Origin of the sequence: Haloferax denitrificans ATCC 35960 (assembly GCF_000337795.1) — an archaeon.
GTDB lineage: Archaea > Halobacteriota > Halobacteria > Halobacteriales > Haloferacaceae > Haloferax > Haloferax denitrificans.
In genome coordinates this window covers 1-23,542 of the sequence record NZ_AOLP01000002.1, presented here as the reverse complement: position 1 = coordinate 23,542, position 23,542 = coordinate 1, and the positions used below count along the sequence as shown (strand labels likewise).

23 protein-coding genes and 3 pseudogenes are annotated in these 23,542 nt (G+C 57.5%); 21 read left to right on the top strand and 5 right to left on the bottom strand.

From position 1 onward, the window contains the following. Positions 1–98: 98 nt before the first annotated feature. Positions 99–422, bottom strand: coding sequence for a quaternary ammonium compound efflux SMR transporter SugE (gene sugE, locus C438_RS02275; protein WP_004967623.1), 324 nt, complete (start codon positions 420–422; stop codon positions 99–101). A gap of 249 nt (positions 423–671) precedes the next feature. Between sugE and C438_RS02270 the strand changes: the two genes are divergently transcribed. From C438_RS02270 to C438_RS02230, 9 genes are all read left to right on the top strand, one after another. Beyond that, positions 672–1,094 (top strand): hypothetical protein, encoded by a 423-nt coding sequence (locus C438_RS02270; protein ID WP_049917695.1) that lies wholly within the window; start codon positions 672–674, stop codon positions 1,092–1,094. Between the two features lie 215 nt (positions 1,095–1,309). Beyond that, positions 1,310–1,561 (top strand): ribbon-helix-helix protein, CopG family, encoded by a 252-nt coding sequence (locus C438_RS02265; RefSeq protein WP_049917668.1) that lies wholly within the window; start codon positions 1,310–1,312, stop codon positions 1,559–1,561. Then, on the top strand, positions 1,558–2,022 hold the full coding sequence (locus tag C438_RS02260; RefSeq protein WP_004967620.1) for a hypothetical protein: 465 nt from the start codon (positions 1,558–1,560) through the stop codon (positions 2,020–2,022). The genes C438_RS02265 and C438_RS02260 overlap by 4 nt, the downstream gene beginning before the upstream one ends. A 159-nt stretch (positions 2,023–2,181) precedes the next feature. After that, positions 2,182–2,472 carry a hypothetical protein gene (locus tag C438_RS02255; protein WP_004967619.1) on the top strand — a complete coding sequence of 97 codons (291 nt, stop codon included), beginning with the start codon at positions 2,182–2,184 and terminating at the stop codon, positions 2,470–2,472. After that, a complete protein-coding gene (locus tag C438_RS02250) occupies positions 2,472–2,807 on the top strand; it encodes a DUF7558 family protein (protein ID WP_049917667.1) in 336 nt (111 codons plus the stop codon). The genes C438_RS02255 and C438_RS02250 overlap by 1 nt, the downstream gene beginning before the upstream one ends. A 93-nt stretch (positions 2,808–2,900) precedes the next feature. Beyond that, positions 2,901–3,257, top strand: a complete 357-nt coding sequence (locus C438_RS02245) for a MarR family transcriptional regulator (protein WP_004967618.1) — start codon at positions 2,901–2,903, stop codon at positions 3,255–3,257. Next, positions 3,257–3,598, top strand: coding sequence for a hypothetical protein (locus tag C438_RS02240; RefSeq protein WP_004967617.1), 342 nt, complete (start codon positions 3,257–3,259; stop codon positions 3,596–3,598). Before C438_RS02245 ends, C438_RS02240 begins: the two co-directional genes overlap by 1 nt. An 81-nt stretch (positions 3,599–3,679) precedes the next feature. Then, on the top strand, positions 3,680–3,982 hold the full coding sequence (locus C438_RS02235) for a hypothetical protein (RefSeq protein WP_004061476.1): 303 nt from the start codon (positions 3,680–3,682) through the stop codon (positions 3,980–3,982). Then, the gene (locus C438_RS02230) at positions 3,983–4,495 is read left to right on the top strand and encodes a hypothetical protein (protein WP_004967616.1); all 513 of its coding nucleotides are present in this window, start codon (positions 3,983–3,985) and stop codon (positions 4,493–4,495) included. Positions 4,496–5,024: 529 nt separating this feature from the next. Here C438_RS02230 and C438_RS02225 read toward each other — a convergent pair. Together C438_RS02225 and C438_RS02220 are read right to left on the bottom strand one after the other, a co-directional pair. Then, positions 5,025–6,088: pseudogene (locus tag C438_RS02225) on the bottom strand (threonine synthase). 694 nt (positions 6,089–6,782) lie between these two features. After that, positions 6,783–8,174 carry a PAS domain S-box protein gene (locus C438_RS02220; RefSeq protein ID WP_083899915.1) on the bottom strand — a complete coding sequence of 464 codons (1,392 nt, stop codon included), beginning with the start codon at positions 8,172–8,174 and terminating at the stop codon, positions 6,783–6,785. A gap of 139 nt (positions 8,175–8,313) precedes the next feature. On the opposite strand from C438_RS02220, the pseudogene C438_RS20145 reads away from it, so the two are divergent. The 4 genes and pseudogenes from C438_RS20145 to gdhB form a co-directional block, all read left to right on the top strand. Then, positions 8,314–8,718, top strand: a pseudogene (locus tag C438_RS20145) (hypothetical protein); the annotation flags it as partial. A gap of 200 nt (positions 8,719–8,918) precedes the next feature. Further along, entirely contained in the window at positions 8,919–11,798 is a 2,880-nt protein-coding gene (locus tag C438_RS02210) for a bacterio-opsin activator domain-containing protein (protein ID WP_004967612.1), read from the top strand. 117 nt (positions 11,799–11,915) lie between these two features. After that, positions 11,916–12,059: a rubrerythrin-like domain-containing protein gene (locus tag C438_RS19260; RefSeq protein WP_004967611.1), complete on the top strand. Its 144-nt coding sequence runs from the start codon at positions 11,916–11,918 to the stop codon at positions 12,057–12,059. Then, entirely contained in the window at positions 12,056–13,363 is a 1,308-nt protein-coding gene (gene gdhB, locus C438_RS02205) for a glutamate dehydrogenase GdhB (protein ID WP_152421732.1), read from the top strand. The genes C438_RS19260 and gdhB overlap by 4 nt, the downstream gene beginning before the upstream one ends. Before the next feature lie 991 nt (positions 13,364–14,354). Here gdhB and C438_RS02195 read toward each other — a convergent pair. Then, on the bottom strand, positions 14,355–14,636 hold the full coding sequence (locus C438_RS02195; protein WP_049917665.1) for a hypothetical protein: 282 nt from the start codon (positions 14,634–14,636) through the stop codon (positions 14,355–14,357). A gap of 310 nt (positions 14,637–14,946) precedes the next feature. On the opposite strand from C438_RS02195, the gene C438_RS02190 reads away from it, so the two are divergent. The 5 genes and pseudogenes from C438_RS02190 to C438_RS18770 all read left to right on the top strand — a co-directional run bounded on the left by C438_RS02190 (position 14,947) and on the right by C438_RS18770 (position 19,926). Next, positions 14,947–15,411, top strand: a complete 465-nt coding sequence (locus C438_RS02190; protein ID WP_004967607.1) for a nucleoside deaminase — start codon at positions 14,947–14,949, stop codon at positions 15,409–15,411. A 537-nt stretch (positions 15,412–15,948) separates the two neighbouring features. Next, positions 15,949–16,974, top strand: coding sequence for a two-component system sensor histidine kinase NtrB (locus tag C438_RS02185; protein ID WP_049917664.1), 1,026 nt, complete (start codon positions 15,949–15,951; stop codon positions 16,972–16,974). Between the two features lie 1,183 nt (positions 16,975–18,157). Then, a complete protein-coding gene (locus C438_RS02180; RefSeq protein WP_004967604.1) occupies positions 18,158–19,057 on the top strand; it encodes an SOSS complex subunit B family protein in 900 nt (299 codons plus the stop codon). A gap of 201 nt (positions 19,058–19,258) precedes the next feature. Then, positions 19,259–19,447 (top strand): hypothetical protein, encoded by a 189-nt coding sequence (locus tag C438_RS18775; protein WP_083899926.1) that lies wholly within the window; start codon positions 19,259–19,261, stop codon positions 19,445–19,447. A gap of 101 nt (positions 19,448–19,548) precedes the next feature. Further along, positions 19,549–19,926 (top strand): annotated as a pseudogene (locus C438_RS18770) (hypothetical protein). A 711-nt stretch (positions 19,927–20,637) separates the two neighbouring features. Here C438_RS18770 and C438_RS02175 read toward each other — a convergent pair. Beyond that, the gene (locus tag C438_RS02175) at positions 20,638–20,922 is read right to left on the bottom strand and encodes a PadR family transcriptional regulator (protein WP_004967603.1); all 285 of its coding nucleotides are present in this window, start codon (positions 20,920–20,922) and stop codon (positions 20,638–20,640) included. A 1,152-nt stretch (positions 20,923–22,074) separates the two neighbouring features. On the opposite strand from C438_RS02175, the gene C438_RS02170 reads away from it, so the two are divergent. From C438_RS02170 to C438_RS02160, 3 genes are all read left to right on the top strand, one after another. Then, the gene (locus tag C438_RS02170) at positions 22,075–22,566 is read left to right on the top strand and encodes a hypothetical protein (RefSeq protein ID WP_004967602.1); all 492 of its coding nucleotides are present in this window, start codon (positions 22,075–22,077) and stop codon (positions 22,564–22,566) included. A gap of 18 nt (positions 22,567–22,584) precedes the next feature. Further along, positions 22,585–22,851 (top strand): hypothetical protein, encoded by a 267-nt coding sequence (locus C438_RS02165; RefSeq protein ID WP_004967601.1) that lies wholly within the window; start codon positions 22,585–22,587, stop codon positions 22,849–22,851. A gap of 331 nt (positions 22,852–23,182) precedes the next feature. After that, the coding region (locus C438_RS02160; RefSeq protein ID WP_004967600.1) for a DUF7567 family protein at positions 23,183–23,542 on the top strand (360 nt) is incomplete at its 3' end.

Genomic DNA, 23,542 nt, shown 5'->3' with positions numbered 1-23,542 from the left:
GACGAGCAGTCCTGCGAAACAGCCGGCCAGTCAATGTGCGTGTGTACCGATAATTGTGTCTGGGCAGGGTTCAGACGATGCAAATGACAACTAGTGGTTTAGTGTCCACCCGAGACAGCGTGTAGACCGACGATACCGACGACGATCACGCCGATGAAGAGTATTCGGGCGAGAGCGGCTGGTTCATCAAAGAGAATAATTCCAAGCGTGGCTGTCCCAACGGCCCCGATACCTGTCCAGACAGCATATGCTGTCCCGATAGGGAGATCTTTGACGGCTTGTGCCAGGAGTACCATACTGATGATGAGAGCGACAACAGTACCGACTGTTGGCACTGGCTTTGAGAGTCCGTCCGAATATTCGAGTCCAATTGCCCAGCCAATCTCAAACAGGCCTGCGAGTATGAGGATATACCACGACATGACGTCTCTGCTTCGCTGTCCAATCTGTCTATAGCTTCTGCTATCCATTGAATGAGACCGATTCAACTACCTTGGCACGGGCGCTGGGCTGTGTACTCGCGGATCAGCATTCCTGATCGTCTTCTTAGTCTGGAAGATATTCCTCACAGGAGGGGTGTCTGAATGAACTCCGTTAGTACGTGAACAATTGCTGTGGCTGTTTTTATCCTCCATTGAGGGGTGGAGGAGTCAGCAGTCCCCATGCAATCCATGTCTTCCGACTACGAGCAACAGCGATCACGACTCTCTGGCGAGCACACTGAACAACCGAACGAAGAACCGTGGGCAGATCTCGAACTGTCGCTCCCCCACGGCAGAAGTCCAACTGGCATCGTCTCAGTTGTCGAGCGTGTACTCGTCGAACTCACCCACGAAGATGTCGGAGCCGAGTTCGTCTCGACGAACCTAACGGGGGTGAAGCGGACGCAGTTCATCGCCGTTGACGACGTCGGGCAGCGGTTCCAGAAGCGGTATTTCGACGACCGTCTCGGCTGGCACGAAACAATAGTCAGCCGTGGAGCAGTTCGTAACGAACTGGTCAGTCGACTCTCGCGGTTATCCCTTGACCGAATTGACGAGCCGCCGAATGGTGAGCCAGATACGTTCCGCGTGATGTCTCTTCATCAGTTCTGAGCCCACTATATTGTTAACCAACACAGAACCGCAGACTTCCGCGATGTTGGTTAACGGCGTGGCAGCGAGCGCCAACGGAACCTCCATCTCGCGAAGAGTGGTGGTTCGGATGATGTCGATGTGAGCATGAACGAAACGGTTGTCCAAGGTCGTTTCTGAGAACTCCTAGAGGGGGTCCACAGATGTTTAAGTCACCACAGAGCAATTATTTACCCATGGCCACGGATCTCACTGAACGGGTGCAAGAAATCGCCGAAGCGCGGGGTATCCCCGAATCAGAGATCCTCGAACAGGCGTTGGAACGCGGCGTCGAAGATCTCTGGGTTGACCTCGTCCTCTCGCGATACATCGACGACGAAATCGACCGCGAGACCGCAATCAACCTCGTCGGTCGAGATCGTGTCAAGCGAGCAGAGCAGGAGGTACAGGCCGTCGAAGACGATGTTCGGTGGGGACTGAATGCGTGATCCTCGCGGTTGTTGATGCGGGCCCCATTATTCATCTCGACGAGATTGACGCGCTTGCATTGCTCTCGGTCGTCGACGAGCTGCTGATTCCACAGACTGTCTACCAAGAACTCGAGGCGGGGATGGTCCCACCTGCGCTCGAAACCATTGAGTACGAACTGGTCGAGAGTGATACAACCGGCCTTGGCGTCGAGTTGGACCCCGGTGAGACAGCTGCACTCACCGTCGCATCTGAACGCGCTGCCGTCCTCCTGACTGACGACCTTGCAGCACGAGACGCTGCGAACGATCGCGATGTGGAAGTCCATGGCTCGATTGGGATTCTCGTGCTTGCGTCTACACGGGGAGAACTCGAGAAATCAGCGGCGGCTGAGCTGATGCGAGCGCTCCAGACTGAAACGAGTCTCTTCGTTACTGACGCTGTGGTTGAGCACGGTATCTCACTCCTCGATGAGAGCTAATTTGTCGGTTCTCGACTTTCCGAAGGTTGTTCTGTTCCTCGACGGCGTTGCCGTTGTCGGCTATCGCAACCTGCAACTGGACTGACTCTCCGACTGGGCTGTTTCTCGTGCACGCCGTGAGGCGTGCAGCGCGCAACAGCGTGTGCTGCGTGACTCACCATGCCTGGTCCCGATTCGCACGACGACACGAGTTGCGACTACGAACAGTTCGAGAAGGAACAGCTCGCCCAAGGCCGCGACACCGCGAGCGTCGCGACTACGGATGTCGACGACACGACGGCCCGGAGCCTAGTTGACGACCTCATCGACGCGGACATCGTCACTCCGGTTCCCGAGGATCACGTTCTGGTTCACGAGCCGAGCGGCACCACGTTCGACTCGACGACACAACTGGCCATCTTCCACCGTGGCTGGACGGCAGGCCGCGACGCCGACGGGGAGGGCGAGTGATGCAGCAGACTCTCACTGGTTGTTCCTTCTGCGACGCTCCGCCCGGTACTGAGACCGGCGAGGCTCATACCTGGGGACAGGACGATCGGGTTACCCACCCGATCTGTGTCGACTGCGCGATTCAGACGGAGCCGAATCCTGACGAGCGCGATCACGTCGCCTGTGACGGCTGTGGGCTGGTCGTCGACACGCTCGCCGCGCTGACGCGGTTCCGAATCGAGCTCGGGCATCTGGAAGGCCCGTTGCAACTGTGCGCCCGCTGCAGTCCGGGCGGGCTCACGACGTACTGGACGCGAGATCTTGAGGAGCATCTCGTCGCGACGCCGTCGGAGTGATCCCCTCCGGCATTTCTGGGCACGGAAATGTCCCTCTCATCCAAGTAACAAACATACCAAACACCTATGTTCCAACATCTCCAACATTAGTCCATGTCGAGCGGTACTATCGATATCGACGAGTTCGAAAACGCTGACGCCGACGAATTCGATGAGCGGAACGACACCGAGCGAATCGTGCTGTTCCTCGACGAGCACGACGACCGTGCGTGGAAGGCCGCAACGATCGCCGAGCGACTGGGCTTGGACACGGACGCTGTTAGTGCGATTCTCTCTCGACTGAAGGAACGCGGGCTCGTCCGGCACAAGCGCCCGTACTGGGCGATCACGGACAACAAGGAACGACTTCAGTCAGCGTACCGGCTTCACCGACACCACGAGAGTGCAGCCGAACAATACGGCGAAGAGCGTCTCGAGGATCTCCGGACCGACCAGATGGAAGAGGTATAGTGACTGCGTTCGAGGATCTGGAACGCGGCGACATCGTCTGGGGGGCCGATCCGCTCTCGGAGAAAGGTCGGCCGCTGCTCATTATAGGGACTCCTCATTTCCCGAACCATGGCGTGCAGCTCATCACTGTCCTGATCTCCACGAAGACGTACCACGAGGAGTCACTCACGCTCCGGGACGACGACTACGCGGGCGACCCACTCGGGGAACGAAGTCACGTGCTCCCGTGGTCGCTTGCGACACTCAACAATGCTGCCGACGTCGAGTACTATCTGACCTCGCTCGTTGACGGCCGCACAGAAGATGTAGTGGGCCAGTTGATTGGCTACATTACTGACTGATACCTGCCTTGTCCGGCTCGAGTGAGCCTCACATCGTACACACGAAAACGGCTAAGTGCGTTGGCTCACAATGTACATATCATGAGCACCGAGAAGAAGCGCGTGCAGTTTCGGGCCCCCAATCGGCTCATCGACCGGGCTGACGCACTGGCCGCAGTCCTCGGCGAAGACCGAACAGACGTCCTCGTGACCGCGCTTCGGGAGTACCTCCAAGACGCCGCTCACGACGACACGCTCGTCCAGGAAATTGCCGACGCCTATTACGACGATGAGATTACCTTCGAGCAACTCAAAGCACTCGTCGGCGCCGAAGAGGCGGCCAACCTCCGCGTGTTGAAACAGCAGTTGGACGAGGACTTTATCGACGAGGTCGCCGACGTATAGATGGCGCGGCTTATCGTAGATGCCTCCGCCCTCGTCAGTCTCGGAATCGTTACTGGCGACGACCCTGATCCACTCGCACTTTGTCTTTCTCGGTACGAGGTCGTCGTCCCAACGGCGGTCATCGATGAACTCCGCGAGATTGCCTCCTACGATGACGTCCATGGGCACGCTGCGTCCGCCGTCCTCGACCAAGCGAAGTCGTTCACAACACAGTCGGTCGACCTCGATGCCGAGTTTCCGCTCGATGACGGTGAAAACGCGGCGGTCTCCCTCGCGAACGAGCTCGATGCTGGGCTCTTCCTCTGTGACGAGTTCAACCAACTGGGTTTGATTCACGCCTCACTCGCTGATACCCGACTCGTCACGACGCCGACACTGCTCTCGGTTCTCGTTCGAACTGAACACCTCTCAGCTGCCGAGGCACGGTTGCTCCTCAATAAAATCAGCGACGCCCGTAGCTGGGGGGCGAACAGTTACGTGCAGCGAGCTCGCTCGTTGCTCGAAGAGCCCTAATTCTAGATAATTCGATTTTAACTGAAATGGCTCTGTTGAAATTCTCAGCCGCTGATAGGTTACTGAGGCCGTGCTGAATACAGAGCGCGAGTCAGTCAGAGGAGGGGCACCGATATTGACCGAGATGAATCGGCCACTATAATAACAGTACCATACTTTGATACATCTTGCCTACCCACGTCTCATAGTGATAATAAAACGAAAAGAGGACCAGATGTGGCACTTCGCAGAAAACACTCGCTGCGGATGGGCAGACCACTACGCGACACACAATCTGTTCACTTCAGAAAAACAGGTCGATTCCATATCAGAGCTTCCCTCAGACTTTTGCGGGGAATGTGAGAAACGAAGGGGTATCGATTCTAATCGCTAAGTAGTGCCATTTGACGGTTGAATCATCAATCAAAGCATGAATCGATTGCCAGTTCCCCGCTGATTACACCCTCTGACTGTGTCACACGGGTTCTATCCGGTTCCAAGGATTTCAACAGAGCCACTGAAATATATCTCTCGACCCGAACCGCGAGCGCTACGGGGCGAGCAGCGACTCGAGCCGATCCTGAAGAGCGTCTCTGTGGACCGTCTCAGTCGCGACCTCCGCCTCGCTGGTTCCCATCTCCTTGAATCCCGTCCCGGTCGGCACGAGAACAACGGACTCATCAGCGGCGATATCGCCGCGATCCGCGAGGCGTGACACGCCGGCTAGCGTCGTCGCGGACGCCGGCTCGACGCAGAACCCGCCGTCGACGGCAAACCGGCGCTGAGCGGTCCGTATCTCGTCGTCGGTAACGGAGACGACGGCGCCGTCAGTATCGCGAACCGCGGCGAGCGCACGAGCGCCGCTCGGCGGGTCCGGGTTCCCAATCGAGTGAGCGATGGTGTCGCCGGTCTCGTCGGGTGACAGCGGCGTCGGCTCCGTCTCCCCGGCCTCGAACGCCCGCGTTAGCGGGTCGGCTGTCGCGGTCTGGATGAGATACAGGCGCGGCGGCTCCGCGATCAGTCCCGCGCGCTTGAGGTCCCGGATTCCTAGCCAGATCCCCGAAGCGAATCCACCGGAGCTCGCCGGTAGCGCGATCACGTCGGGCGCCGCCGGGGCGAGCGACTCGTAGATCTCGAACAGTGCCGTTTTGTACCCGCTGATGCGGGTGGGCACGTCGCTCACGAGCACGTCGATCGGGAGGCGCTCGGACAGCTCAAGCGCGTCCCCGTACAGCTTCCCGTAGTCGCCGGCGACCTGTACGATGGCCGGCTCGTACTGAGCGATGAGTTCCAGCCGCACTGACGAGGTCCGCTCCGGAACGAACACGACGCACTCTCGATCGAGGCTCGCCGCGTGGGCAGCGGTGCTGATCGCCATGTTGCCGTACGAGACGTGCCGACGACGTCGCCACCGGTCGCGGCCGTGTGAGGGACGGCCACCGCGCTCCCGCGGTCCTTGTACGCGCCGGTTGGATTCTCGCCCTCATCTTTGACGAACACCCGAGCGCCCGCTGTGTCGTCGAGTCCGGGGCTCCTGACGAGGGGCGTGCCGCCTGCAGCCCGTGCGACGCCCTCGGGCCGGTCGATCGGCAACAGCGCCTCGTAGCGCCACATCCCGTCCCGATCTCGACAGTCCCCCCACGAGAATGGCGTCGGGTCCGTGTCGACCCAGAGCGGTTCCCCGCAGGCGCACCTGACTCGGGTGCCATCGTCGTAGCGCTCCCCACAACGGTAACAACTCCACGAGAGAGACATAGCGACGCTGCGGGGGCCGGAGACATATGCGTTCGCTTGCGGTTTCGAACGCCCAGGTCTGAACAGATGCAGTCGCGGTGAACTCGATTCTGTGAACAGAAGGCCTCCTGATGACTCGTCGTTTTCTTCGAGGAGAGCGACACACGAGGCGACGAGATGAACAGCACCATCAAACAGTGGAGCGACGGTCGTGTCGCCGGGGTTGGATTGACGTCTTCGTCTTCTTCCAGGCAGTACTGAAAATCTTGCGAGAAACCAACGTTGAAACTGGCGTGGCCTCCAACCGGATACGTGTTCAGCAGGTGTGCCTGCCGTGCGAGCGAGATGACACGGTTGGTGTGGTTGACGTCGACGACAAGGACAGTCCTCGTCGCGACGGAGTCGGGCCACCGCGTCACCCGCATCCTAGTTGCGACGACGTCGCTGTCGTCGGCTATTGCGACCCGCGAGCAGACTGATGCTGGGCACTCTTCATCACAGTGCTGTTCAGTCTCTTACAGCTGCTTGCTGACAATGAAATCCACGTAGACCATCGATCGTGGAGTTATTCGGGTCATCCCTTCTGGAGATTAATGGTCACGACACTCCCCCGTGGGTCGTTGTCTGTGGCTGTGATGGTCCCCTCAGAAAGTCGAACAACCCAATACACGAGGACGAGGCCGAGGCCAGAACCGTGCTGCAGTTCATCGATCTCCTTGTCCAACTGGAGGTAGCTCTGCTCAATCTCTGGAATGCCGGGTCCGTTATCCGTGATACGGATGACACAGTTTTCTGGCGTGGCGTCTTCGACTTCTACCATCACCTCGGGAACCTCGGTGTCGTTATGGATGATTGCGTTCTCGACGAGTTCTCGAACCGCTATATCGAGTTCTGCTATTGCATCGGCGTGGAACGACTCCATTGTGGGGACTGTGATGTTCGCGGCGGGATAGTCCTCGCGTGCATCGTTGATCACCTTGGCCACGATGTCGTCGACAGCCACCGTGACGTGGGTCTGCTTTCGGTCCGTCTCGAGAAGCTGGATGATCCGTCGTTCGTGATCCGCTTGCTGAACCAGCGTATCCGTGTGCTCTTGGATCTTACGGGCACTCTCGGCCACATCGTCTACGCGGTCTGCCTGGATGTCCTCTGCCAGTCCCCTGATGATGGCCATTTTGTTTCGGATATTGTGCCGCAACCAGTTATCCAGCACTTTCAGCTGGCGCTCCCGTTCGATACGGCTTGTCTCGTCGATGGCGATCGCCTGCCCGATATCTGTTCCGAGGTATTCCCCAATTGCCGTAGAGACGCGGATATACCGGACGCTCCCATCATCGCGACGGAGTCTCATTCGCGTCGGTCCCACGGATTCTTTCTCCTCGATAACGGAGAGTATCTCCTCTTGAGCCCGTTCTCGGTCGTCAGGATGGATCATCTCGAGAATTGACCGTCCGAGGAATTCCTCTCGGTCACTCAAGCCGAACATCTCTACAACTGCATCGTTACACCAGACCGAACGCCCGTCACGGTCAAAAATGTTGATTGGTGCGGGAGACATCTCGATCAGATGTTTATATCGTTGATGTCCTTCCACCTCCTCGTCCATCAGCCCACTCAGTTCCGAGACGATGGCCTCAGGTGTAGTCTCATCGAAAACAGCACTCACGGTGGAGGGTCCCCTTCCCTGTACTGACTCGTTCGTAGGGGATAGCAAGAGAACAGGGAGGTAGGGCTTAGAGACCCGGATCGAACGGAGTAGCGTTGATCCGTCCATCTCGGGAAGGCCGTGCCGACTAATTACTCCATCAACCGCAGATTCTTTGACAAGCGCGATACACTCCGCTGCCGATGTCACCGTAAGGGTCCCGAAACCGGCCGACGTAAGTGCGTCCGAGAGATGTGTCTCAAGTCTCCCGTCTGGGTCGACAAGAAGTACTTGCGGTTCCTCTCCCGGAGAAGATTTCATACCATATCCATCGATTCAATGACTATTAATGTGACTCAAACTCTCTATGGCCATCTCAAAGCGATTTGAAATCTCGGGATAGTAAAGCTCTCCACAGACACAACTGATCTGTTACTGGAACACGTTCAGTCAGCTAGAACTGCGTTCCAATCAGGTAGCTATACTGAACGCGCGTCGCACCCAAACCTCACCCAAGGCGTTTCCGGACGATGCACTGGCGTCGATTCGGGAAGCCGTCGAGGCCGTCCCGGCCAGCGTCTTCGACGGCTCAACGAAACACACGGAGGTCGTCGGATTCGATGCCGCAATCGCCGACGGCCACAACCCGAACTGCAAGCCTGGTCGCATCTGGGTTTCAACTACAGCGTCGACCTCTACGACGGCGACGCCCGCATCGCCATCGAGGTCGAGAAGAGCGAGCAGAAGAACGTCAGCGATGACCTCCTCAAGTTCCAAAGGGGTACCGTACGAAGAAGGACGGCCAAAAATCGAGTTCGGCTGTTTGGTGGTACCGGTGAACTATCTCCGGCGGCATAACCTCTACTAGCACCGCCTGACTCGACAACCTCATCGGTTGGTACCTTGGTCATATCTAGCGGTTAAATAACAAATGGCTTTATCGAATAGGGGGTTAGATAATTAATTAGCAATGTATCTACATTCCAATCTGGGCCAGTACCGACGCTGGAGGCAGATTCGAATCGGCACCAAGTGGAATCGTAGTTGTCCCCCTGTGTTCGAATAATGGCCGCTTCTCCACCCATTCTGGATTCGTCGACTGTGTTGCTCGTCGGGATGAACGACTGGCTCACGCAATTTGCCACGACGCTCAAGAGACGGACCGATGCCAATGTACAACACGTTCGAACCAAGACAGAAGCCATTGGAATCGTCCGGAAGCAGCCTACGGATTGTCTCATTAGCGAGTACGCACTCGACGAGACGACTGGGCTTGACCTCCTCCGAGAAATTCGCGAGGAAACCAGTGCACTTCCCGTCCTCCTTGGGACTACTACCGGGAGCGAAGCCATCGCTAGTGAAGCCATTGAAGCGGGAGTCACCGATTACATCGTTCTCTCGGACCCGGCAGCACAGATGACTGATGAACTCACCGAACGAACCGGACGTGCGATTCGGGCTGCACAGCAATCGGCCACGAACCGGGAGAGGGCTAGGCAATTCGATGCGATGTTCAACGATTCGCGAACTGCGACGTGGGTGCTAGACCCAGAGGGCGTACTTGCCCGGGTGAATGAAACAGCACGAGAGATGGTCGATGACGATATCGACACAATCATCGGCGAACCGTTTTGGACGCTTCCGTGGTGGTCACAGGCCGGTGCGACGAATACGGATGTCCACCAACTCGTGGAGAAAGCACTCAACGGGTCGTTCGGCAAGGCGGTTGTTCCACAACCACCAGAGGCCGATGAACAGCGGGTTATCGACCTCTCTGTCCGCCCGGTTGAGAATGAGCGCGGTGATATCGTTTCAATCGTTGTTGAAGGTGTCGACATCACCGAGCGCGTCGACCTCGAACGGAATCTCCGGCAATCAGAGGAACTCCATCGCGTTACGCTCAACAACATGACCGACACCGTCCTCATCACGGACGAGGACGGTGAGTACACCTACGTCTGTCCCAACGCCCATTTTATATTTGGATACACAGTCGAAGAAATAAGGGGGCTAGGAACGATCAATGACCTCCTCGGAGAGGATCTCTTCGACCGAGAAAAACTCACGGAAGACGGGGTGCTCAAGAACATCGAAACCACGGCGACAGACAAAGCTGGACGTGAGCATACGCTCCTCGTCAACGTTCGCGAGGTTTCGATCCAGGATGGCACCCTTCTTTTCAGCTGTCGGGAAATTACGAAACGCAAGCAGCGTGAGGAAGCTCTCGCCACGCTCCACGAGACGGCCCGCGACTTCCTCTACGCAGAAACCCATCAGGAAATCGCCCAGCACGTCGTCGATGACACACCTGGTGTACTCAATCTGGATGCGAGTGCGGTCTATCTCTTTGATGGTGAGGCCAACACCCTTCGGCCCGCAGCCCACTCAACAACACTCACCGAGCTGAACGGCCCACTCCCAACTGTACACGCCGACGGTGAAACGCTCCCGAGCTACAGTTTCGTCGAAGACGAGGCGCTGTTCTTCGATGACGTTCACGATGCAGACCGGCTCGAAAACCGGGCTACTGACCTCCGAAGTGTGGCCTATATCCCGCTCGGCAGCCACGGCGTATTCGTTGCAGGTTCGGACCAGATCGGTGCGTTTGACGACGTAACGCGAGAGTTAACCGATCTGCTCGCGGCCACTGCCGAGGCAGCGCTTAATCGCGTCACACGGGAATCACAACTTCGGGAACAGGACCGAACACTCCAGACGCAAAACAAGCAGCTTTCCGCTCTGAATCGCATCAACGAGATGATTCGGGAGATCGACCAAGCCCTCGTGCAAGCGGAGACTCGCGAGGAAATCGACCACACGGTCTGTGAGCTGTTGACTGCCGACGACCGGTTCCGATTCGCCTGGATCGGGACGAACGATCCGACGACCAACATTATCGACCCCCGAGCTTGGGCAGGCGACGAGCAAGGGTACTTGGATAGTCAGTCCTTTGCCGTTCGAGCCGCAGGAACAGAGCCAGCCGGTCAGACCGCCGCTACCGGCGATGTGACGATGGTGACGAACGTCGCTGCTGGGCTTCGTGACGAAGCGTGGCGGAAAGACGCTATCTCTCGGGACTACCTTTCGGTATTGAGTATCCCACTCGTGTACAATGACCTCATGCACGGTGTGTTAACGGTGTACGCACCGACCCAGAATGCGTTCGACGAGACGGCGAAGGCGGTTCTGGGGGAACTCGGCGAGACCATCGCGTCCGCGTTGAGTGCGATCGAACGGAAGAATGCATTGCTCTCGACGTCGATGACCCGCGTCGAATTCACCATCGAGGATCCGAAGTTTGTTCTCTCACGGCTTGCACAGGACGCGGAGTGTACTCTCTCATATCAGGGTGGTGTCCAGCAATCCACAGAAGGTAGCTACGTATTCGTGACCGTCGAAGACCGGGTAGTAAACGATGTAGCGGACGCCGCCTCGCAGTTGGTCGGGATCGACGAAGTGCAACAGATCAGCGCGGATGGTGAGGAGGGCGTTCTGCGGCTTCGACTCACACAGCCGTTTCTCGCTCTGGAGCTGGCTGATCACGGTGCCGTCTTCCGCGAAGCGACTGCTAATCCGACCACGACGACACTCATCATCGATATCCCAGAGAGCATCGATGTTCGAACGATCACACAGCTCGTCCGTGAGACGTTTGCTGGCGTGGAACTGCGCGCCAAGCAGACACTCGATCAGACTGCAGAACACAATCTCTATTCGGAGTTCCTGGATTTGGTGACAGAGCGGCAACTGGAAGTGCTCCAAACAGCATACTACAGTGGCTTCTTCGAATCGCCGCGCGAGAACACGGGCGAAGAGGTAGCGGAGACACTCGGCATCTCCCCACCCGCGTTCTACCAACATGCCCGGACCGTCCAACGGAAACTGTTTACTACACTATTTGAAGGGAACAATCTCCCAGTCGCCGCGCCTGCTGATATGGTTTAATAACAAACCTATTGGTCACTCTAATGTTTGATAGTCAACAGCCAAGTATTCCCTTATACACTTATTATACCCTCATAGAGTGCGCCACTCCACCCCGGCAGCACTCGTGAACTTACAATGAGAGATGTCAACTCTGAACCAGACGAGAAAACACCCTACGAGTGCTTCGAGTGTGGCAGTATCATCATTGCCGAAGATCGCCCTGCCCAGTGCCCCGACTGTGGCGGGCCGGTGAGAAACCGCCGAATACCGCTCGAATGACTATGGCATCCGAATCCACTACGAACTCCGATAAGATGGAGAACTCGACAGTAGAACCTGTTGAGCCGGAATCAGCGCTTGAAACGGCCCGCCGCCAGCTTCACCACGCCGCCGACCACCTTGATTTCGACCAGCATATCATCGAGCGTCTCAAGCACCCAAAGAAGGTCCACGAGGTTACTCTCCCGATCGAACGTGAAGACGGTACCGTTGATGTCTTCACCGGGTACCGCGCCCAACACGACAGCGTCAGAGGCCCATACAAGGGTGGCCTGCGATATCACCCCGACGTAACCAGAGACGAGTGTGTCGGCCTAGGCATGTGGATGACCTGGAAATGTGCGGTCATGGACCTCCCGTTCGGAGGCGCCAAAGGTGGCGTCGCTGTCAACCCGAAGGAATTGAGCACGAAAGAGAAGGAACGGCTCACCCGACGGTTCGCACAGGAAATTAGGGATGTTATCGGGCCGAATCGGGATATTCCTGCCCCAGATATGGGTACTGACCCACAAACGATGGCGTGGTTGATGGATGCCTACTCAATGCAGGAGGGCGAAACAACACCGGGAGTCGTCACTGGGAAGCCGCCGGTGGTCGGTGGAAGTGAAGGCCGCGAGGAAGCACCCGGTCGGAGTGTGGCGATCATTACGAGACAGGCCTGCGAATACTACGACAATGACCTTGAGGGTACGACGATTGCCGTCCAAGGATATGGGAGTGTCGGTGCGAACGCTGCCCGCTTGCTCGACAAATGGGGAGCCACCGTCGTCGCGATCAGCGACGTGAATGGTGCGATGTACGACTTGGACGGAATTGATACTGCCGTCGTACCTTCTCACGACGAGGAACCCGAAGCAGTCACGGAATACGCGGATACCGTGATCTCGAACGACGAGTTGCTTACCCTCAATGTCGACGTACTCATCCCTGCAGCCCTCGGAAATGTGATTACCAGCGAGAACGCCAATGAAATTGCTGCTGACCTCGTTGTCGAGGGAGCGAATGGCCCTACCACCTCAACAGCCAGTACGATTCTGGCTGATCGGGACGTCGCTGTGATTCCTGATATTCTCGCCAACGCTGGTGGTGTCACTGTCTCGTACTTCGAGTGGCTCCAGGACATCAATCGCCGGTCGTGGTCGCTTGAACGCGTGAACAATGAGCTCGAAACAGAGATGCAGGCCGCCTGGGATGCAGTTCGAGCAGAATTCGAGGAGCAAGACGTCACCTGGCGTGATGCAGCCTACATCGTGGCACTGTCTCGAATTGCGGAGGCCCACGAGGCGCGGGGACTTTGGCCGTAGGGAGATGGACTACCAACCATTCAGACGGGTCCGAAAGCCAACCACCCCGTTTGAGAGAGGTTTTCTTCGCCTGTATCAACTGGTTACTTCTGGAGCCATTCTTTGTACTATCTGCTTTCTCGGATACGTCGTTGTCGGCTTCAGTTTATCGTTCGTTGGGGTCTATGAACCAGCGTATTCCGTGATGGGTTTCACTGACCCGTTTTTCACGGGCCTGATATTCCTGACAGGTCTCTTCATCTGTGCGATATCGGGGATGCTCGCACTGCTTACCTTTCTCCTTAGTCCCAACGATTCAAAGGCTAATTTCGTCGTTATGGTGAGTTTGATCTCGTTTGGGTTTGGGGCCGCTACCATGCGAATTACATTTGGAGCCGTCCAAACGTGGTTCTCTGAAGCCGCAAGTATATTGCTGTAAAACAAAACTATTTGTATAATACAAAAACTACAAGCAATATATTAAGTAAAGAGGAGAATTAATGATACTCAGACGCAGGGTCAGCTACCGATGACAGCGCGTTCTGTGAAAGAGATTGATCCATCTACGCCCGAATTCGTTCGAGCCAGATCGTCCGATCCTCGATACACACAAGTCCAGCATCGACTGCCTCTCTGGCATGTCTCAGCCAACGATGGCTGTTCTTCGTTCTTACGACAACTGCATCATTGAGGGGGTTGAGTATTTTCAGTCACTCGATGTATCTCAATCCCAGACTCGATGTATCTCAATCCCAGACTCGATGTATCTCAATCCCAGACTCGATGTTGCCAATCACCCCGACTAATCGAGTTCCAAAGCATGCGGACTACTGTGTCTTCACGAGCGAGACGGGTGTCGACCTAATTACGACTGCGGGGTGGGAACAGCGGGGAACCACTGTTTGTGCGGTCGGGAATCAGACTGCGACCGCTGTCGAACTCCCCCTGAGTGTATACGGTAGTGACGTACTGTACTGGTTCAAGAACTAGAAACAGCGGGCGCAGTTGTCAGTTACACAGCTTGCCGAGGCAACCGTTCGTCGAATTCGCGAAGCTCGACAGTGAATCTCGTTCTGTCCCGCTTGGGTTCTTCCAGCAACGTTATCCAAGGGAATGCCACGAGCAAGGCGAGAAGGAAACACGCGAATGGAGCCGGCCAGTCCAGTGTTACAAGTGCCCCACTGAGCAGCGGATAGCCAACTGCATCAACTGCGAGAATCGTCGCGTTCGTTCCGATCAACATGTGTCGTTGGTTACCGGTAAAGAGGTCGCCAAGGAGTGTGACCGTGAGCATCACAATCGCACTACTCGCCGCGCCGACGAGTCCCGAAGAGTTCGTCTCCATTCCATTTATCCTACTCTCGCTTGATGGCCGCTCGCCGGTCTTTTTCGATGGGTGCGCCGACCGTGTTCTCAACTCAACCCACGACCGTAATGGTTCTGAACACCCTCGTCCCCGAGTACCTTGTGAAGAACAAACCCCGTGAGTGCAGGCCGTTCACCAATGCGGCAGTGACAGGGCCAGTGCTGAACATTGTGAGGCCAGACAAAACCCCCGAGTGCCGTTCCAAACAAGTATCCCATCCACGAACTACTACGCAGTTGTGACTGCTCCCACGTTCGACGAATACGATCACGACGCACATCTGCGCGAGACTTTCGAACTGGCGCGTGAGGCTGCCGCCCGTGGCGACGAACTGTTCGGCTCCGTGCTCGTCCGCGACGATACAGTTATTATGAGCGATTCGAATCGCGAGATCACGGACGACGACATCCGGCGCCATCCCGAACTCCACCTCGCTTACCGTGCATGCCGGGAGTTCGATCCCGATGAACGTGCTTCTATGGTAATGTATACAAGCACCGAACCCTGTCCGATGTGTGCTGGCGGGATGACGACAGCTGGGTTCGGACAAATCGTCTACAGTGTCGGAAGTGATGAAATCGCCGCGTTCACCGGAAATGAGCCCGTAGTCTGGTCCACAGAGATCCTTGCTGGAGTCAGTGACGTTGTCGGGCCGCTGTTGAACGAGGAAGGTCGCCAGATCCACCGGGAGTACGACTGGTGACCCCCGGTCTTCGTTTGATGAGTCCTGTTCTGTTTCACAATACAAAATTCCTATCTATATCTCAAGGATAGGTAAACCGCCAAGTTGAATACGGTGATAACTGACTAGAATAGTGCTGAGTGCCTCTAAGCCACCAGCATTGGCGTGTCTCAGGATGCCCGGCCTGATACACGCCGAAGGTACCCCTTCACCTTTCACTCTGAAGTAGAACCGTCATTGTGTCCTGACTGACATCATGAGTTTGTCCGCAGATTTCTCGACCAGCCCTAATTGGAGCCGGCGGCGCGATTGAGGTTCTTGTGTACCATTCCACCCCCCTCCCCCCCTCCAGAAACCAGAGCCTGAGGGTGGTTGTTGGTGTTGTCCGCCAACCCGTGGTTACTCGTCGATCGTCCAGATTGACGGCGGAACGTTCTTCATGGAGTCTGATTTGAGGTTAGCAGTAAGTGATTGGATAGGCAGTTTGACGGGTAATAGCCGATCTCGCCGCAATACCCTGAAGAACGTTTAACTACCGAAGAGTAAAAGTGATATTATATGAACGGTTCTCGTCCCCCTCCAACCTCTGCCGATGATTTTTACCAAACACTAGTGGAAAATGCGGCAGAGGGGATGTTGACAATCGATGCGGACAGCAATATCGTGTATGCTAATCCGGCCGTTGAAGACATTCTCGGATATGCTCCCGCTGAATTGATTGGCAGTTCGAAAATGAAAATCATCCCAGAGCGCTTAGAAGCAGTCCACGGGGCTGCATTAGCCTCGTATGTGGCGACAGGAGAGCGCAATATCGACTGGGATGGGATCGAGCTCCCGGCGTTGCACAAGGACGGACACGAAGTTCCGACGCTTATCAGCCTTCGTGAACACGAACACAATGGCGAACAGTACTTTACTGGCATTATTCGGGACATCACCGAGCAGCGAAAGCGGGAGTCCCAGCTTCAAGACCAGAAGGATCGGCTGAATGAGTTCGCCGACATCTTAACACATGATATTCGGAATCCACTCTCTATCGCCTACGGGTATACTGAGATCGCCCATGAACAGTCCGAGACCCCTGAGCTGGAGCGAGTTTTAGCGTCACTTAGTCGGATCGATAATCTCGTTAGCGACATTCTTGCCCTCTCAAAAAAGGGTGAAGTCGTTGGTGAGACCGAGTCGGTTGACATCCGTGAATGTCTCCGTGCATCGTGGAGTAGTATTGAGACACAGCAAGCGACGCTCCAAGTTGAAGATGACCTTGGAGTAATAACCGCGGATAAGAGTCGTTTTCAGGAACTACTAGAGAACTTGTTTCGCAATGCCGTTGAACATGCTGGTGCTGGGGCGACTGTGACTGTTGGAAGCCTCCCTGACGATACGGGACTCTATATCGAAGATGATGGCCCCGGAATCGCTGAGCCGATTCGGTCAGAGATATTTACCCATGGATATTCGACAACTGCTGACGGAACTGGCTATGGGCTCTCGATCGTCTCTCAAATTGTCGAGGGCCATGGTTGGGATATTGCCGTTACAACGGGTTCTGAAGGCGGCGCACGATTTGAGATCACGTGGTGAGAGTTGGACGACGTTTGCTGAGTTAGTTTTTGGAGAGCATCTCTAACGGCCTCGTACTGCTGCGATGTTCGAAGCAAGCGTGTGATACTCTGTTGTTTGTGTTTCTTTTGGGATGGAGACGAGGGTCACGTCCTCAACGATCTGGATAGCAAGCTAGCGAGTAGAAACTAGCAATCTCTCGTGTTTGGGAGGTGAGCTGTGTAGGTACGTTTGGGGGGCGACTGCTCGGGTTGTGCGCGCTCCGGCGGGCAGCCCGTTCCTGCCGGGCCCGGGCGTTTCGCGCTGCCGTTGCGTCTGCGACGGACGGGGCACGGTCGCGGGGCCGGGTCGGGCCGCGTGCAGCCACCCGATACCGATCAGCCCCGAGGGCGGGCCTGCGAGCGCTCGGCCCGCGACCGGGCCGTGACCGAGACCGGGCTGGCTGCATCTTCACCAGCCGTTGGGTCGGCGCTCCCTCGCTGCGGTCGCGCCGCCGGCCGGCTGGCTCAGACGTGGCCGCTTGCGCGGTCCGGGCGGGCTGCTCGCCGTTCGGGCGATTGCCCTCACCCCTCGTTCGCCCGGGCTGCGGTGGCTACTGGGGGCTCGCCGTGCTCACCCCCAATATGCCACGGTCCGGGGCTCACTCAGGGCTGGCTGTGCGGCCTGCCGGGCGTGCGCTCAAACTCGGCCGCGACGAGCTGTGGGTCCGCGGGCGTCCAGCCCGCACCGGGCTGCCGCACGAGGCGTTTCCGTTGCGTCTGCGACGGACGGGACAGGCTCGTGCGGGTCCGGGCGCGGTGCTGGTCCGGCGGGTCCTCGCTCTCTGCGGCCTCGCTGTGGCCGTATGCGACGCCGTTCACCACCGTATACCCCCCGGCCGTGCCGTCTCGGCGCCGCGGCCGCTTCCGTTGCGTCTGCCGACGGACGGGCGTCGGCGAGGCGCCGACCCGCGGTGACCGGCTGGGTATATGGCGGTGACCGCGCGCTCACCTCGAGGTTCACCCCCCGCACTCGTTTGTTGGGGTGCCGTCGGTGCCGCGCCGCGCCGGACAGGGTCCGGCGTGAAGGCGCGGCGCGGGCACCTCGGTGACGGCGTCATCGGTCGACGTCGGAGCCGTGGCTCAAGCAGGTTGGTTCGTGAGAATCCCGCGAATAGGATCGCGGGTGTCGGCGCGTGAGCGCCTTCAGGAACGTGTCAGTTCCAATGTCTAGTAACAACTCCAGTCGAAAGGTAGTTTCGGTGGCTGAACAGGCGTTCGAACACGCGGACGAGACGGCGGTCGACGAAGACGGGTTTGAGGTCGTCGACGAGACGCCGCAGTTCCAGGCGACGGTGCAACAGGAGATTCAGGCAAAGGTGGATGCGAACCACCCAGATGGGATCGCAGACACGAGCGACGAACGGATTGACGGCGTGACGTTGGCCCAAGAAGAGCGCATTCGAGCGCGGGAAGCTGAACTCGAACGGATTAGTGCCCGTGCGGAACTGGGGTCGCAAGAGGGTCGTGAGGCGCGGTCGCGGGTGATTGCGGCCGAGCGGAGCGCTGCGCGACGGCGGCAGTTCCAGAAGCGCGCAGCGAGTGTGAACCCGATGGCTGACCCCGACCGGGCGGATCCCCGGACGGAGTTGACCCAAGCACAGTTGGGCGCAGTGAATTCTCAGGCAAAACGGTTGGCAGAGAAGCTGGATGGCTGGTCGCGAGCGGCGATCAGTCGGCGGCTGAGCGAGGCAGTGTTGGGTGGCAAGGACATGATGTCAGCAACTGTGAGCGTGTTCGAGGAACTTGAGGGTGCACCGGGGACGATGGTGCCGATCGGGAAACTGGAGGGTGTGTCGCGACGCGAAGTGTGCGTTGAAGGGACGTTGACGACGGTGTGGGAGTCGGAGTCGCCGGCGATTCAGCAAGCGGGGCTCCTCGAAGACGAAACTGGGCAGGTGAAGCTGACGAGTTGGAAGGCCTCGGACGTGCCGTGGATTCGCGAGGGCGAACGTGTGCGGATTCACGGAGCGGCGCGGAACTGGTACGACGGGCGCGTCTCGGTGGCACTGACGGGGTGGACGACCGTGATGTTCCCCGAACGCGACGCCTGGTGGGACGCCTAACGGCGCGAGGCAGCCCTCTTTTTTGTTGGTGGCCGGGCCGACCCAGACCCCACCGCCCCACCCTCCGCTCCGTGCTCGCTCCTTCGGAGCTGCGCGCGCAGCCACGACCTCATTACGTAGGTCAAGGATTCGCGGAGGGCAGTGTCGAAAGACCGACCAGAGAGAGTTTTTCTGCGCTAGAAGTCGGCGGAGGCGTACATGATGGACCCACGAGACACACCAGGATACCGACTGCATCGCGCACTCAGCAACCTCAACAGCATCGACATCGACCAACTGGACTCACCCGACCGAGAGCGAATCGTTGACGCCACCACGCTTCTGGAACAGGTGGGACTACTCACTCGGCCAGATGCTTCGGAGAAAGCAAACACCAAGGCCGAATCCTGAGGAAAGGATCGGTCGAACAGCGTTGGTTCAGCTCCTCTTCCAGTCGGTTTTATTCCCCCCGAAAGGGTGCGGGGGTAGGAAAGTGCCCTCGAGGACTAACAATGGCAACACTCCAAGCAGCCACGACGTCGACCGGCGCGACCGTAACCGATGCACAGGCAGTCCGCTAACTCTGCGAAGCACATTGCTTCGGGACCCTGAATTGGGAAGTAGACGAAGAAGGTGAGCTCATCATCTGGGGCTACGACGCCTTCGAGATCTACGAAACTCGTGAGATGGGCTTCCAGACTACGAAGGTGGTTTCGTCACTCACGAGTTCCCCCGAAAGCTGGCCAACTATCTAGAGTCCGGTGAAGAACTCGAGATCCAGTCTGCGGGGTACACAAAGTGTTGGTTCGGTTCTGGCGAAGTGATACGTCGTTCGCGACGGCGAGGTCCTCTACGCAGACCTCAGCACTCTCAAAGCGATAGAGGGGTAGCTGAAAATGTTTCTCAGTGGCCATCGGCAGTTCCACAGTTCTTAACAAAAGGTGGGCTACCAACGAATGTCCAGCAAATGCCCCGGCGACGACCTGTCAAAACATCTAATCGACATCTCAAGGATAGACGTAACCGCCAAGTTGAAGACGGTCGTAGATCACTACAATCGTGCTGAGTGCCTCTAAACCACCAGCATTGGCGTGTTCCAGGATGCCCGGCCTGATACACGTCAGAGGGTACCCCTCCCTCTTTCATTCTGGAGTAGGACCGTCATTGATTTTTGACTGAAGTCATAGCTCTGTCCGTAGATTCCTAAACTACCCCGAATTGGCGTTGGCGGCGTGGTCGAGATTCTCGTATCGGTGTTTCGATGGGTGTATCTTGCGTTTGGGTTACTGGTCGTCAGCGCTGTCCTTGCTGCTTGAGACGATGGACTGGTTCGAACGTGGCTGTTCGTATTCTCCTTTGCCGCTGGGTTCGGGATTCACCTCGCTGGGGTTGGGATTACTGGGGCTTCGCTAGGGCTAGTCTTTCGCATCGCATGGGCAGGACTGGTTGGTTTGAGTGCTGCGCTTATACCCGGCACTCTCGGTGGCTCACTTAGACTAGGAATCAAACGCCTCAGGACGGGTCGTGAATTTCGGATCCAAATAGGTGCCTGCCTCACTTGTACTGGGTGTCGAAGAAAACGGTCACTCGTCTCGTAGTAGTCAGGTGGTAAGTTCGCTGGTGTACTGCTGTTCCCAGTCGTCACGGGCTTCGATTTCCCGGCGACCTCTGGCTGTGATCGCGTAAACGTTCGTTCGACGGTCCTTTTCGCCTTTGTCGAGCAGTCCCTTCTCAACGAGCGTATCGAGATTGGGGTACAGCCGACCATGGTGGATCTCGGTTTCGTAGTAGTCTTCGAGTTGGTCTTTGATTGCGAGTCCGTGTGGCTCGTCCAAACCGGCGGTGACGTACAGCAGGTCGCGTTGGAACCCGGTCAAGTCGTGCATTTTGCTGTCCGTAGCTAGTTTAAGAATACATATACGTTTGTTGGCCATCGGCCGGGTTTCAGAGTGGCCTCACTGGACGAACGTTTATATCCGAACGTACAGCCACGACGCGGTATGCCACCCTACCGTGACCGGACCGCTGAATTTCGACCGTATGGCGAAGCGATGCAGATTCCGGACGCGCAGTTGGAACCCGACCACACCGAGCACGGTGACGCAATTCCAGAGCATGACTACCCCGTTGGTGACGATATAGACACGGACATCTGTCAGACCTGTGAGCGGGCCATTCCTCGGAACCAGAGCCAGTGTCGGTTCTGCCTCGAACAGGATGTCTCGGTCCTAGATCGCACCTCAGAGCCCCGCGAGCAATCACTCCACGGCATCGTCTGTTTGCTCGTCACCTCACAGTCCTTGCGTGGGGCGGTCGGAAAAGGGACTGCCGCAGCACGCTTACTGCAGCGTTCTCACTCGTCACCCATTGACGAGTGCACGCCCATCGCGGCACTTGAACAGTCGCTCGCAGAGCCACTCCGGAGGCGATGGGGTCACCTTCCGGACGTTGTCCCAGTAACTGGGTCACGTGCGGATGGATTCGTGGAGAAAGCGAGGACAGTCCCGCTGTGGTCCAATTCTCCTTCGACGGAGGGTTCTGCCTCCCGGTGGTACGACGCTGCTGGGACGCAGATTACTGAGGACTCCCGTCGTGAGCAGTTGCTCTCGGACTCAGAGACGTGGGTTGTCCCAGCGATTGCACTTCGGCGAGCGTCTGCTGATACCTCGTCGTCACAGTCGTCGTCAGCCTCACCAACACGGCAACTGCTCCGCTGTCAGTCGTGTGGCGAGCAGACACCGCATCGGTTCGACTCACGCGACGACAGCCCACCCGCAGCGTGGGCTGGTGAGCCTGTCTGGCAGTGTTCCGTGTGTCGAACGCCGCAGTACGGACCTGACCCGGGTGCTTGACGTTGACACGAGTGGCAGGTCATTCCAATGGTACCTGATTGTGAGGGGTTCACCAACCACCTCGGGTGCAACTGTACTCGTGATTTCTGGCGTGTCGTAGTGGGTTGTGTTTGTGTGCGCCGGCGATAGGCGCCGGCGCAGGGGGTCGGACAGACATCGACTCCTGAGTCGGCGAGGTGACGACGAATGCACCAGGTAATCTACGCTCTCGTGACTGCATCGGCAACAGACGACGCCCTCTCGCGGGCCGCTGACGTATTTGACCAACTGGTGGGTGCTGCCCCGCACGCCGAGGCGGTGTTTGACTACTATGTGACGTTCGACGACGACTCAACAACGGTCGCCGGCAGCGCCCGGTGGGGTGACCTCCCGGCTGCAGAGCCCGTTGGCTCGGAGGACGGCCAGGAACTCCTCGAGAGCGGGTGGCAGGCGACGACACGCGAGTTCGAGCGGAATCTCGAGCGTGTTCGAGAGGGCGTTGACGACCTCGACGCTGCGGCGATCATGCGCGATGAGGACCTCGTCAGGCATGCGTGCCACAATCTCGGGGCTTACCGCGGACCGGCGGTGTACCTCTACGACGAGTTTGCTGACGGGGTTCGGCATCGCGAGCGGCTTGAGCAACTCGTCGGGTCGAACGACCATCTGTGGATCGTTCCCGCTGATGTCCATTACTGACTTTGGAGGCTGTGTCCAATGGTACTCCTGAGTGAGTCGTTTCCTGATCGTGGTATTGCTGTTCGAATCGTCGTCGACGACGCGGCAGACGGCTATCGCTTTCGTGTCGAATACACGCCGCTGTCCGGCGGCGTGGTAACCGACGAGTGGGCTGTGTTCGGTGGTTCCGTTGGCTATGATGCGTCGGTGTTTGCGACTGACACTGCTGCACGTGCGTTTGTCGAGCGCGTTCGAACGAACTCACACGATGACGTCCTCGCGGAGTTAGCAGTAGACACAGAGTAAATCTTCCTGTGGTGTGTCGCACCCGGACTCATATTGGGATACTACTCTGCAATCACCAAAGGAAGACAGACGAAATGTACTCTCATCCTCTCACTTTCACGATTGTATTCGTGAATTCACAACCTTACAGTCGACGGATTACCGAACTCCTACGACAGGGTACCTCATTCAGCTCTATTGCGCGTTCAGCAGATCTCCACTACGGCGTTGTTTTTGCGCCGCCCAAAGGGGCGGAGGCGCAGTAACAGATGTTGATTCCAACGTCAGTAGCCGAGTTGTCTCGTTTTCCACACCATTCACTCACGATACCTACGACGGTGGTGAATGATTGATGAGTCTCGAGCGCGTGTTCCGTCACGACGAGGCGCTGTTCGAATTTCTGTGGTGTCCGGTGTGTGGCACGGAAGCGTTCACGCACATTCCCTTCGAGGGGGTGTTCTGCACAGAGTGCAATACCAGCGTGACGTGCCGTGAGTCGCCTGAGTCGCGGGGGTACGATGAGGCGGTCATCATCACATTCGACGCGACGACGACGTGGAATCTCCACGTCGACGAGAAACTTCGCCGGCCGCTTCCCGACGACGAAGCGCAAGTTAAGATTCTTGGTGCGCCTGGTGACTACCACGTCGACTGGTGGGCACCAACCACGACTGAAGACTGGACGCCAGTTGAGCGCAACGAGTTCGCTGAC

Coding starts and splice junctions, on each gene's coding strand:
- sugE (WP_004967623.1), bottom strand. CDS start 422: ATGTCGTGGTATATCCTCATACTCGCAGGCCTGTTTGAGATTGGCTGG.
- C438_RS02270 (WP_049917695.1), top strand. CDS start 672: ATGTCTTCCGACTACGAGCAACAGCGATCACGACTCTCTGGCGAGCAC.
- C438_RS02265 (WP_049917668.1), top strand. CDS start 1,310: ATGGCCACGGATCTCACTGAACGGGTGCAAGAAATCGCCGAAGCGCGG.
- C438_RS02255 (WP_004967619.1), top strand. CDS start 2,182: ATGCCTGGTCCCGATTCGCACGACGACACGAGTTGCGACTACGAACAG.
- C438_RS02250 (WP_049917667.1), top strand. CDS start 2,472: ATGCAGCAGACTCTCACTGGTTGTTCCTTCTGCGACGCTCCGCCCGGT.
- C438_RS02245 (WP_004967618.1), top strand. CDS start 2,901: ATGTCGAGCGGTACTATCGATATCGACGAGTTCGAAAACGCTGACGCC.
- C438_RS02235 (WP_004061476.1), top strand. CDS start 3,680: ATGAGCACCGAGAAGAAGCGCGTGCAGTTTCGGGCCCCCAATCGGCTC.
- C438_RS02230 (WP_004967616.1), top strand. CDS start 3,983: ATGGCGCGGCTTATCGTAGATGCCTCCGCCCTCGTCAGTCTCGGAATC.
- C438_RS02220 (WP_083899915.1), bottom strand. CDS start 8,174: ATGAAATCTTCTCCGGGAGAGGAACCGCAAGTACTTCTTGTCGACCCA.
- C438_RS02210 (WP_004967612.1), top strand. CDS start 8,919: ATGGCCGCTTCTCCACCCATTCTGGATTCGTCGACTGTGTTGCTCGTC.
- C438_RS19260 (WP_004967611.1), top strand. CDS start 11,916: ATGAGAGATGTCAACTCTGAACCAGACGAGAAAACACCCTACGAGTGC.
- gdhB (WP_152421732.1), top strand. CDS start 12,056: ATGACTATGGCATCCGAATCCACTACGAACTCCGATAAGATGGAGAAC.
- C438_RS02195 (WP_049917665.1), bottom strand. CDS start 14,636: ATGCTCACGGTCACACTCCTTGGCGACCTCTTTACCGGTAACCAACGA.
- C438_RS02185 (WP_049917664.1), top strand. CDS start 15,949: ATGAACGGTTCTCGTCCCCCTCCAACCTCTGCCGATGATTTTTACCAA.
- C438_RS02180 (WP_004967604.1), top strand. CDS start 18,158: ATGTCTAGTAACAACTCCAGTCGAAAGGTAGTTTCGGTGGCTGAACAG.
- C438_RS18775 (WP_083899926.1), top strand. CDS start 19,259: ATGGACCCACGAGACACACCAGGATACCGACTGCATCGCGCACTCAGC.
- C438_RS02175 (WP_004967603.1), bottom strand. CDS start 20,922: ATGCACGACTTGACCGGGTTCCAACGCGACCTGCTGTACGTCACCGCC.
- C438_RS02170 (WP_004967602.1), top strand. CDS start 22,075: ATGCACCAGGTAATCTACGCTCTCGTGACTGCATCGGCAACAGACGAC.
- C438_RS02165 (WP_004967601.1), top strand. CDS start 22,585: ATGGTACTCCTGAGTGAGTCGTTTCCTGATCGTGGTATTGCTGTTCGA.